Origin of the sequence: Edaphobacter sp., from assembly GCF_035763405.1 — a bacterium.
Lineage (GTDB): Bacteria > Acidobacteriota > Terriglobia > Terriglobales > Acidobacteriaceae > Edaphobacter.
Genome location: NZ_DASUBE010000075.1, coordinates 23,230 through 34,726 on the forward strand (window position 1 = coordinate 23,230; position 11,497 = coordinate 34,726).

General features: G+C 60.6%; 8 protein-coding genes. 2 read left to right on the forward strand and 6 right to left on the reverse strand.

The window, feature by feature from the left end:
- Positions 1–2: 2 nt before the first annotated feature.
- The 4 genes from VFU66_RS07500 to VFU66_RS07515 are packed head-to-tail and all read right to left on the reverse strand — an operon-like array spanning position 3 to position 6,114.
- Positions 3–545, reverse strand: a complete 543-nt coding sequence (locus tag VFU66_RS07500) for a DUF3341 domain-containing protein (protein ID WP_326445624.1) — start codon at positions 543–545, stop codon at positions 3–5.
- Entirely contained in the window at positions 545–1,984 is a 1,440-nt protein-coding gene (nrfD, locus tag VFU66_RS07505; protein ID WP_326445625.1) for an NrfD/PsrC family molybdoenzyme membrane anchor subunit, read from the reverse strand. Before nrfD ends, VFU66_RS07500 begins: the two co-directional genes overlap by 1 nt.
- A complete protein-coding gene (locus VFU66_RS07510; RefSeq protein WP_326445626.1) occupies positions 1,985–5,140 on the reverse strand; it encodes a TAT-variant-translocated molybdopterin oxidoreductase in 3,156 nt (1,051 codons plus the stop codon).
- 41 nt (positions 5,141–5,181) lie between these two features.
- The gene (locus VFU66_RS07515; protein WP_326445627.1) at positions 5,182–6,114 is read right to left on the reverse strand and encodes a cytochrome c3 family protein; all 933 of its coding nucleotides are present in this window, start codon (positions 6,112–6,114) and stop codon (positions 5,182–5,184) included.
- Between the two features lie 466 nt (positions 6,115–6,580).
- On the opposite strand from VFU66_RS07515, the gene VFU66_RS07520 reads away from it, so the two are divergent.
- Both VFU66_RS07520 and VFU66_RS07525 read left to right on the forward strand, forming a co-directional pair.
- Positions 6,581–7,288, forward strand: coding sequence for a DNA-3-methyladenine glycosylase family protein (locus VFU66_RS07520; protein WP_326445628.1), 708 nt, complete (start codon positions 6,581–6,583; stop codon positions 7,286–7,288).
- Positions 7,289–7,347: 59 nt separating this feature from the next.
- Positions 7,348–9,885 carry a DUF3536 domain-containing protein gene (locus tag VFU66_RS07525; RefSeq protein ID WP_326445629.1) on the forward strand — a complete coding sequence of 846 codons (2,538 nt, stop codon included), beginning with the start codon at positions 7,348–7,350 and terminating at the stop codon, positions 9,883–9,885.
- Here the strand turns inward: VFU66_RS07525 and VFU66_RS07530 are convergent.
- Complete coding sequence (locus VFU66_RS07530) at positions 9,849–11,264, reverse strand: site-specific DNA-methyltransferase (RefSeq protein ID WP_326445630.1); 1,416 nt, start codon at positions 11,262–11,264, stop codon at positions 9,849–9,851. The genes VFU66_RS07525 and VFU66_RS07530 overlap by 37 nt on opposite strands.
- Before the next feature lie 12 nt (positions 11,265–11,276).
- On the reverse strand, positions 11,277–11,497 hold a 221-nt coding region (locus VFU66_RS07535), incomplete at its 5' end, for a hypothetical protein (protein WP_326445631.1).

Below are 11,497 nucleotides of genomic sequence, written 5' to 3' on the forward strand. Positions count from 1 at the left end.
TATTAATGGTCCACCTCCACCACGGAGACCGCGGGGAACTGTTCGAGGAACGCCCGCGTTCCGGCGGGAGAAAACTGAGGATCGGCCGCCTCCAGGCAGAGGAAGAACTTATCCGTGGTCGCGCCGCTCCTGAAGTTGGCTGCATTGAAGACCGGGTGATAGAGCTGCGGCAGGCCGTTGAGCGCCATCATGCCGAACGCCGCCGCCAGACCCGAAAACAGAATGGTCCACTCGTAGGCCGGGATGATGAACGCCGGCCAGGAGAACAGCGGACGCCCGCCGATATTCAGCGGATAGGCCCACACGTTAATCCATGTCTCCATGCCGAACGCCGTAATCAGGCCCATCAGGCCGCCGACCAGACAAACCAGAGGGACGCGCGTTCTGTGGAAGTGCAGCGCCGTGGCCGCCTCTTCCACCGGATAGGGCGTGTAGCACTCCATGCGGCGATAGCCTGCCGCGTAGGCAGCCTCAGTCGCCTCCACCAACTCGCCCGGAGTATTGAACTCGGCCAGTAAACCGTAAATTCCTTCACGCGGCGGCATTAGACTGACTCCTCGCTGATGACCTCGGCAGTGGGCCCGCCGGGCGTAACTTTGGTCTGCGGCAGCATCATCCGGATCTCCGACATCGGAATCATCGGCAGGAAGCGGACGAAGAGGAAGAACAGGAAGGTGAACAGGCCGAGCGTGCCTACGTAGGTGAGGTAGTCCCACTTCGTCGCCCGGTACGTGCCCCAGCTTGACGGCAGGTATTCGCGGTAGAGGCTGGTGACAACGATGACAAACCGCTCAAACCACATGCCGGTATTGATGATGAACGAGAGGACGAACAGATACGCCACGTTCACCCGCAGCTTGCGCGACCACAACGTTGTGAGCGGAATCGCGATGTTCGTCAGAATCAGCATCCAGTATGCCCAGCCCATCGGCCCGAACATACGGTTCCACATCATGAAGAACTCCCAGTGCGAGGCCGAATACCATGACATGAAGATTTCCATGCCATAGCCGTAGGCTACGATGCAGCCGGTGCCCAGCATGACCTTCGCCATGCAGTCCAGGTGGCGCTTGGTCACCAGGTCTTCGAGGTGGTAGAACTTGCGGATCGGAATGGCCAGCGTGATGACCATGGCGAAGCCTGAATAGATGGCGCCCGCCACGAAGTAAGGCGGGAAGATGGTCGTGTGCCAACCCGCCAGAGCCGCTACGGCGAAGTCGAAGCTGATGACCGTGTGGACCGAGAGCACCAGAGGCGTCGAAAGACCGGCCAGCAGCAGCGAAGCTGACTCGTAGCGAATCCAGTGCCGCGTCGAACCGCGCCAGCCCATCGCCATCATGCCGTAGAAGTACTTCGCAGCCGGCAGCTTCGCGCGGTCGCGCAGCGTGCCGAGGTCCGGAATCATGCCGACGTACCAGAACACCACCGAGATGGTCGCATACGTCGAGACCGCGAAGACGTCCCACGCCAGCGGCGAGCGGAACTGCGGCCACACGTTCATCGTGTTCGGGTAGGGGAACAGCCAGTACGCCAGCCACGGGCGCCCGACGTGAATCAGCGGGAAGATGCCGGCGCAGCAGACCGCGAAGATCGTCATCGCTTCGGCGAAACGGTTGATCGAATTACGCCACGGCTGCTTGAACAGAAGCAGAATCGCCGAGATCAGCGTGCCGGCGTGGCCGATACCGATCCACCAGACGAAGTTGATGATAGCGAATCCCCACGCGCCAGGGATGGTGACGCCCCAGATGCCGACGCCCTTGAGGAACAGCCACGTCAGCGCGATCACGACGCCGGTGGCGACAAAGCCGCCGACGATCAGGCCGAAGAACCAGCCGAGCGGCGTGTTCGAGGTCAGCACGATGCCCGCAATCTTCTGCGTCACCGACTTGAAGTTGTGGCCCGGCGCGATGACCGCGTACTCGCCGGTGCGCGGATCGATCATCGGATCGACAACGTCGTGAATGGGTCCTTTGGTCGCCATTTATGCCAGCTCCGGATTCGGGTTGATGACACCGGCCGTGTAGGTGGTGCGGGGGCGGTAGTTCAGATCGGTGAGCACCTGATAGTCGCGCTCCTCGGCCTTTCGCTTTGCCACCTTGCTTGTCTTGTCGTTGATGTTGCCGAACACAATCGCGTCGGTCGGGCAGGCCTGCTGGCAGGCTGTCACAATGTCGCCGTCGCGGATGGCGCGGTTTTCGATGTCGGCCTGAATCTTGGCCGCCTCGATGCGCTGCACGCAGTAGCTGCACTTTTCCATCACGCCGCGCGAGCGCACCGTCACGTCCGGGTTGCGCATGAACTTCAGGCTCTCGGTCTCGTAGTCCGAGTAGAGCAGGAAGTTAAACCGGCGCACCTTGTACGGGCAGTTGTTCGAGCAGTAGCGCGTGCCCACGCAGCGGTTGTAGACCATCGTGTTGATGCCTTCGGGCGTGTGGACGGTCGCGCCGACCGGGCAGACCTGTTCGCAACCCGCGTTCTCGCAATGCTGGCAGGCCATGGGCTGGAAGTGCGCCTTGGGCGCGTGCAGGTCGCCTTCGAAATAGGTGTCGATGCGCAGCCACTGCATGTTGCGGCCAATCTTGACCTGCTCGCGGCCGACTACAGCGATGTTGTTCTCCGCATAGCAACTGACGATGCAGGCGTTGCAGCCCACGCAGCTATTCAGGTCAATCGCCATGCCCCAGGCGTTCTGCACCTTGAGCGAGGAGGGGTCCTTGCGGTCGTAGCGCCAGACGTCCGGGAAGAACGAGTTGTCATGGTCGGTGCGCTCGCCCTCGGGAGCATAACCAACCTTGTAGATCGACGTGCCGCTGACGCCGCCTTCGTGCGCGAAGTCCGGCTCCTTCTCCGCCTCGGCCACGGTTGCGTAGCGAATGATGCCACGCTCCTGGGCCTCATGCCCTGCCAGCGAGTAGGTACCATCGACGTCGTACTCTTTCTTGTTGAGGTCCCACTGGGCGAAGCCGCCACGGTGCTCGATGTTGTGGACCTTGGTGACGCAGAGATCGTAGGTGCCTGGCGACTTCTTGGCCACCGCGCCCGCAATCCAGTACGGGTTGTCCGCCGTGCGAATCTGGTAGGCATCGAAGCCGACGCCCGCGCCCACGCGGCCCGCCTCCGGCCCACGGCCAAAGCCCAGATGGACCGTAATCACACCGTCGGGATGTCCGGGAGCCATCAGCACCGGAGCGATGAACCAGCGGCCGTTGTAATCGATGCGGACTGGATCGGATTCCTCGACGCCCAGCTCGCCCATCGTGCCCATGCTCATGATCGCAGCATTGTCCCAGCTCAGGTTCGTGACCTGCTTGGGCAGCTCTTCGAGCCAGCCGTTGTTGGCATAGCGGCCGTCGTAGAGCGAAGGATCGGGCCGGAACGAAATTTCAAGGCCGCTTGCTGTCGGCAGGCTGGATGCGACGCTCTTCGGCGCACCAACTGCCTTCGGCGCAAAGGCCGTGTCAGCGATCCAGCCGTCATGCAGCGCCTTGCGCCAACCTGTTGCGAAGTCACCTTTGATGAAATTCTTCGCGTTCGCCTGCACCACATCGAAGGCCGAAGCCTGCGGATTGGCCAGAAGCGACTGAAAGACATCATGCGCCGATTTGCCGTCGTAGAGCGGAGCGATCATCGGCTGAATGATCGACAGCGTGCCATCATAAGCCCGCGCGTCCGACCAGCTTTCGAGATAGTGCGCGCCATTGATGTGCCAGTTCGAGATCGCGCCGGTCTCATCCAGATGCGAGCCCAGATGCACTGTGGTCGGGATGTTCTGGTAGGCATCGGCAAAGTGCAGGTCCGACGGAGCCGAGTAGACCGGGTTGACGCCCAGCACCACCAGCCACTGGACCTTGCCCGCCTTCATGTCGGCAACCAGCGATTTCAGGTCGGCGACCTGCTCGGTCGGCATCGGGTTCACAGTCTCGGTGTAAACGACCGTCTTGCCCACGGCGCCCAGCGAGGCGTTCAGCGCAAACGCGGCCGCATGGACCTCGGGAACAGCCTGCTCGCCCGGAATGACCACACAACGCCCGCCGGCCTTCTTGAGGTCGGCCAGCACGGCCGAGAAGAACTTCTGCTGATCGGCGGTCGCGCCCGCGGGTGCCGTGCCGCGGGCCAGCCCTTGCGCAAAAGCCACCAGGTCGCTCGGCTTGAGCGCCAGCCTGTGCTCGGCCTTGAACCCTGTCACCGTCGGCATGGTCTCGACGACGTACATGCGATTCATCGGCTTGCCTGCTTCGTAGCGATGCCGCTCCGCATAGGCCCGCGCCATGGGCAGGAAGCCCGGCTGCGCGATGCCGCTCAGAAAATCGGCGTCGAGCGAGAGGATCACGTCGGCGTCTTCAAGCCTGTACTGCGGGTCAAGATAGTCGCCGAAGGCGGCCTTGGTCGCCGCACGCGAGGCATCGCGGTTCACCGGCTCCCACTGGATGAGCTTCGCCTGCGGATACGCCGCCTGCACCTGCTTCCACTGTGCGGCCAGCGTGGGCGAGGTGATCGTCGCGCTCAGGAAGTAGAGACCCTGTCCGCCGGGCAGCTTCCTGGCGGCCGTCAAAAGCGCGTTCTGGAAGTCGCCCCACGTCGCGTTGTTGCCGCGATTAAGCACGTGCTGGGAGCGGTCCGGGTCGTAGAGGTCGAGCAGTGTTCCCTGCGTGAAGACATCCGACTTGCCCTGCGAGACCGGATGCTCCGGGTTGCCGTCCACTTTGATGGGCCGGAAGGCGTCGGACTTAATCAGCACCGGAATCGCGCCGGTCGGGAACGGATGCGCCGACGCGAAATACATCGGCTTGCCCAGAACGAGGTCTTCGGGCTGCTTGACATAGGGATAGATCGGCTCGTCCGGCTGCTTGGTGCAGCCCGCAAGTCCAGCCAGAGCCAGCGACGCGCCCATCACCTTCAGGAAGCCGCGGCGGCTGACCGCATCGACCCACTCGCCCGCGCCAGCCTGCCGCGGGAACTCTTCCTGCATCAGCTCGTGGAACGCCGGTGTCTCGGCCAGCTCGTCCAGGTTCTTCCAGAACCGCCGTCCGGTCTTGCCGTCGAGCTTCGCGCGCACCTCGGCCAGCGTCAGCTTTGCCGGAGCAATCTGTGTCACCACGGTGGGCTCGGCTCCCGCCCCTGTTTTTGTCTCAGCCATCGTCTCGTCTGTCCCAATTCCAGTTGTATTGCCGGAGGTCTTCATCGGTGGCACGTCTCGCAGCTTGAAAGTTCTTCCGGACGGCGAATGTGGTACTCGGCGGTCAGGTATTTACCCAGCTCCATCTGGCTGGTGAACTTCTGGTAGTTGACCGTCTTGAGCTGCAACGGCAGCGGGCTGGCCACCGATTGGCCTTCGCCGCCTTCGACCGGATGCGGCGCTGAACCGAACCCGGATTGCGGCCTGCCCAGCCCGCCCGGACTGGGGGGCTGCAACTGCGCCACTTCGGGTCCACTGTGGGTCGGATCGGTTGTCGTGCAACTGACCTGCTGCGAGGTCGGAATCGAGCTTCCATCCGGATTTGTATTCTGGCCTGTGCTCGTGCACCAGACCGGGTGGTCTCCGGAAGGCCCGGCCCATGCCATGTTGTAGATCTCGGAGGTCGGCCGCAGGTTCGTCGCCGGATTGCGATGGCAGTTCAGGCACCATTCCATCTGCAACGTATTCTCTTCGTACATCAGCGGCATCTCATCCACACGCCCGTGACAGCTTGCGCAGCCGATGCCTTTGTTCACGTGAATCTCGTGATTGAAATAAACGTAGTCGGGAAGGTCATGCACACGGATCCACTGGATCGAGGCCCCCGTTGCCCAGCTCTGGCGGACAGGCTCCAGCAGCGTGGCGTTCGTCCAGATCTGCGCGTGACAGTTCATGCAGGTCTTGGTTGGGGGAATGCCGGCATAGCTTGAGTCTTCGACCGAGGTATGGCAGTACTGGCACTGCAACCCGAGACCTTCGACGTGGTGCTTGTGGCTGAATGGAATGGGCTGGTCCGGCCTTTGCCCCTGTCGCGTCACCCATGGTGAGCGCTGCAGCTCGTTCAGCGTGACTCCGAGCGCGACAACGATGATTCCTGTCAAAACCAGACTGAATCGAGCCAGCGCGTTCGAACTGCGGTCAAAAACTTGCGCCATGAGTTGGTTCCTGCTCCCTCTGCATTCCTCTTTAAAGGATGGAAGTTGCCTTCAAGATTTCTGAACTACAAAACTCGTGTGCCGTCGTTTTGAGCGAGTCGGCATTCTGGGCAACACACAGCTTCGCGCAGCCCGATAAACTTCTTCACTCGGAAGCCCGAGTATAGCAGTGGAAAAACGCTTTCGGAAAGCGTCCGCGCAGAAGCAGAGCGTTTTTTCATCGACTACATCCGATTATCGAACCGCCACGAAAACCGCGCTGCACAACATCTCGTGCATCGCACCGTCATTCGCCACGATTGCCACTACATCTACCCTGCCCGAAAGGTATCGCAGTTGTAAATGCGAACCAATCTAGTCCGAATTTCATAACGGCTCTCTTTGCGAGCGTAGATTTCTCCGCGCCTTTCTCCCGGCTGCTGAATCAGAGAGACATCGCGCTCTTTCTTGCGATACCGTCATCCCTATGCCGCGCACGATCAACACGCCTCGTTCACCACGCTACGACTTTGCGCTTGCCTGCCGCGAGCTTTCCGCAGCCGACCCGAAACTTGGCCGCCTCATCGAGCGCGCTGGCCCGTTCAAGCTCCGCATCTCGGGAGGACAGTCGCCGTTCGAGGCGCTGGTCGAGAGCATCATTTACCAGCAGCTTCACGGCAAAGCCGCCGCCACGATTCATCGCCGTATGATGGAGAGCTTCCACGACATCTGCGGCGTCGGCAATCATCCTTCCGCGCAGCATCTGCTTGACTGTCCCAACGAACAGCTTCGCGCTGCGGGTCTCTCCAAGAACAAGATGCTCGCGCTTCGTGATCTCGCCGCGAAGACGCTGGACGGCACTGTACCGACGCTCGAGCGCATCCGCCGCATGTCGGATGAAGACATCATCGAACACTTCATTCAAGTGCGCGGCATCGGACGCTGGACGGTCGAGATGCTGCTGATCTTCCGTCTGGGCCGCCCGGATGTCTTTCCCGTCTCCGACTACGGGGTGCGCAAAGGCTTCGCGCTCACCTTCCAGGGCTTGAAGCCGACGCAAAAAGTGACGCCAGATCTGCTGCCCAAGCCCGATGTAATGCAGAAGCGCGCCAAACGCTGGGGACAATGGCGCTCAGTGGCGAGCTGGTATCTGTGGCGCGCATGCGATCTGGCCAACGCCTCTGCAAAGGTTTGACGTTGCGCTATCCGTACAACTCCGCGCAGGCCGGTCTCTCGCGTTACGATTGAAGGAGCATGGCAGAGTCTCAAGCCACAGCGACCATCGCCGCGCCGCCCTCCCCAGCTGCCGGGGAACGGTTGCGCTTCGTCTGCGTACACGGTCACTTCTACCAGCCGCCGCGTGAAAATCCGTGGCTCGAAACGATCGAGGTGCAGGACTCCGCTGCTCCCTATCACGACTGGAACGACCGCATCACAGCCGAGTGCTACGCGCCCAACGGCGCCTCGCGCATCACCAACAAAGAAAACGAGATCATCCGCATCATGAACAACTATGCGCGGATGAGCTTCAACTTCGGCCCCACGCTGCTCAGTTGGCTCAAAGACTACGCGCCACGGACCTACAAGATGGTGGTGGACGCGGACAAGGCAAGCCAGCAGCGATACAGTGGGCACGGCTCCGCCATGGCCCAGGTCTACAACCACATCATCATGCCGCTGGCCAACGTGCGCGACCAGCGCACGCAGGTCCGGTGGGGCATTGCTGATTTCGAGTCGCGCTTTGGCCGCAAGCCCGAAGGCATGTGGCTCGCCGAGACCGCTGTCAGCCGCGCCGTGCTCGATGTGCTGGCGCAGGAAGGCATTCGTTTCACCATCCTCGCGCCTGCCCAGTGCGCCCGCACGCGCGCCCTCGCAGCAAAAGAAGCACCGATGCCCGCATGGACCGAAACGCCAGACGCAACGGTCGATCCTACGCACCCGTATCTGGTGCGGCTCAATGAAGGCCGTTCGATTGCCGTCTTTTTCTACAACGGCCCCATCTCGCGTGCGGTTGCCTTCGAGGGACTGCTGAACAGCGGGCAGGAGTTCGGCGAGCGCCTCGTGGGTAACTTCACCAACAGCGCCGCCGCGCAACTGACCCACATCGCAACCGACGGCGAGAGCTACGGCCACCACCACAAACACGGCGAGATGGCGCTCTCCGACGCGATGCATCGGATCGAGGACGGCCATGACGCCACGCTCACCAACTACGCTGAGTTCCTCGAAAAGTTTCCGCCCGCGTTTGAGGCCGAGATTGTCGAGAACACCTCGTGGAGCTGCCCGCACGGCATCGAACGATGGCGTTCCGACTGCGGCTGCAACAGCGGACGCGCAGGCTGGAGCCAGCAATGGCGCGGCCCTCTGCGCGAGGCGCTCGATTTTCTGCGCGACGCTACCGTGCCGCTCTCTGAAGAGGTTGCAAAGCCGCTCCTCAAAAACCTCTGGGACGCGCGTGACGCTTACATCCGTGTCATGCTCAACCGCTCCGCCGCCTCGACGGAGGCATTCTTCAAAGACCATGCAACGCACAAACTGACCGCCGCCGAGCGCATCGCCGCCTTCGAACTGCTCGAACTCCAACGACACACCCAACTCATGTACACCAGTTGCGGCTGGTTCTTCGACGAGATCTCCGGCATCGAGACCATTCAGGTCATCGCCTACGCCGGCCGCGTGCTCCAGCTTGCCGCACGGCTCTTCGGCTCACCCGGCGCGGCGCTCGAAGCCGCCTTCCTCAACATCCTCGGCAAGGCCAAAAGCAACATCCCCGAGATCGGCAATGGGGCTGAGGTCTACGGCCGATTCGTCACCGGCATGAAGATCGGCCTCGAAGAGATCGGCGCGCACTATGCCATCAGCTCGATCTTCCGCCCTTATCCCGAAGACGGCGAACTGTTTTGCTACGACGTACACCGCGAGTCGCACGAGATCTTCAGCTCAGGCCGCGGCCGCGTCGCGCTGGGCCGCGCCACGGTCTCGTCGCGCATTACCGAAGAGTCGGAAGAACTCTGCTTTGCCGTGCTGCACCTGGGCGATCAGAACCTCTCAGCCGCTGTCCGCCCCTGTAGCCCAGCAGACCCAACCGAGATCGAAAGATTTACCGCCTTCGCAGCCGACGCCGGCCGCGCCATGCGCCGCGCGAATTTGCCGGAGGTCATCCGGCTAATCGACCGCTTCTTCGGCGTGATGGACTACTCGCTCACCTCGCTGTTCTCCGACGAGCAGCACCGTATCCTGAACATCATCCTCAACCGTACCGTCACGGAGATGGAGGACTCGCTGCGCAAGATCTACGAGGACCACGCCTCGCTGCTGCGTTTCCTTACCGAGAGCGGCATACCCGCGCCGCCCGCCCTGGCCACCGCCGCTGCCTTCGCCATCAACTCCGGGCTGCGCCGCGCCATCGAGTCGCCCGCCTTCGACTCCGCCGAAATCGACTCACTGCTCCAGAGCGCCGACGCGGACCAGATCGCGCTCGACACGGCGCTGCTGGGATTCACCGCCGGCCAGCGCATGAAGCAGGCCATGGTCCGGCTGGAGGCCGCCGCCGCCGGCGACCCCACAGCCAACGGCGCGCTCTCGAGCGCACTCGACATCGCCAACTCCATCCGCCGGATGCCCTTCGAGGTCAACATCTGGCAGGCGCAGAATATCTGGAACGACCTGCTCCGCCGCTGCGACACCTACTACTGGCCCGCCGGGTGGAAAGAGGACTACAAAAAACTCGGCAAGTCGATGAACATCGCCGTCGATCAGCTCGTCATCGAAGAAGGCGTCTCGGCCTTCTGAACAGTACTGGCAGGCAGTTCGTTGCTGAGTTGGTTGAGCTGTAAAGCCTGGCCATTGTCCTCGTCTGATAGAGAACACCGCAATGCGATGACTCTAGCTAGGGGCTCAAGTTCGGCATCAGAATAAAGCGCAAAGTTCGTTATTTTTCTCTGCTTAGGAGTGCTGACCTGTAACGTATTGTTAGTCTCGTATTCCGCAAAAAGCGCGGGTATGGGGGGTGTGCGCTTTGATTTTCGCGTTGAGACAAAATCTCCCATCGGTGCTACTCCCAAATGGAAGCGCCTCAGCATAGTGGTAAACGCCTCCGGGCTACAGTCCACTCCAATCCAGCGACGATTTAATTCATCGGCAACTGCGAGAGTAGTTCCAGACCCTGAAAAACAATCCAGAACTAGATCACCAGGGTTCGACGACGCTTGAACGATTCGCGCCAGCAGGTCTGGATTTTTCTCCGTAGGGTAGCCAGTAATGCAGATGTTCTGGTTGTGAGCATCCTTGAAATCCATCCAGATATCCTGAACGCCAACCCCGTCGCTCTCATCGAGAAACACCTTACGACGAGGATTGCCGTTTGGAGACCAATAGATTTCGCCACGCGCATCCATCTCATCAAGAGTCGCAGGTGGGTACTGCCAGTGCTTACCCGGAGGCGGAACCATACCCTGCCACGGCTTTCCTGTTTCACCATTTCGCACACCAGGGGCATGGACCGGAACCTTCATAAACCTGCGGCCGCTCTTTTCGTCAATGTAGCGATACTCCCTGTCTCGGCCTTCCGTCCACGGCTCCACTGGCTTGTTCCAGATGTAGTTCTGAGTTTTGGTATAGAACAAAATGTAGTCTGCGACGTTGCCGAATTGCTTACGTGTGTAGTTCTTGGGATTACATTTCTTTCGCGTAATGCAATTGCGAAAACTCCCCGCACCAAACACTTCGTCCAAAATCTGCTTAACGTGGAACACCATCTTGGCGTCTAGGTGGAGATAAATCGAGCCATCCTCTGCAAGAAGTTCTCGCAGCAGAATGAGGCGCTGACGAATGAACTCAATATATCGAGAGCCGGAAAGCACGTCCTCGTATGCATGTTTCAGCGACCGTGAGTGAAAAACGGTCTGTGTAGCAAAAGGAGGATCAATATAAACGAGACGCACCTTTCCGCAGACTTCAGGGTCCTTCATCAAATGTGCAAGGACACGCAGGTTTTCTCCGAAATAGAAGCCGTTAGTCCGGCCTGCCCGGTAAATCGCGCGGACAGAAGCCGGGGCAGTCTGCAAAACCTGAAGCAACGGCGTTTTGCCCGGATAACTCAATACCATGTCCTCGCTGGGGAAGGCCAGGGTGGACAATACCGTGCGTTTTCTCGGAACTCCGATGGCCATGATGCAAGCTCCTTATGACCGCAGCCACTCGAGGGTTAGACGATATGGCACCATCCGAAGCGTCACAACCTTTATGCGGTTCGGCCAGCGCTCCTCCATATACACATAATCATTCCACATCGAACCCAGAAGAAGTCCCGGCCCGTCGTTTAAAAACACCACCTTCGTATTGAGCCCTTTCGATTCAGCATAGGAGATAATTTCGTAAGCGCAATCTCGATATCCTCCAGTTC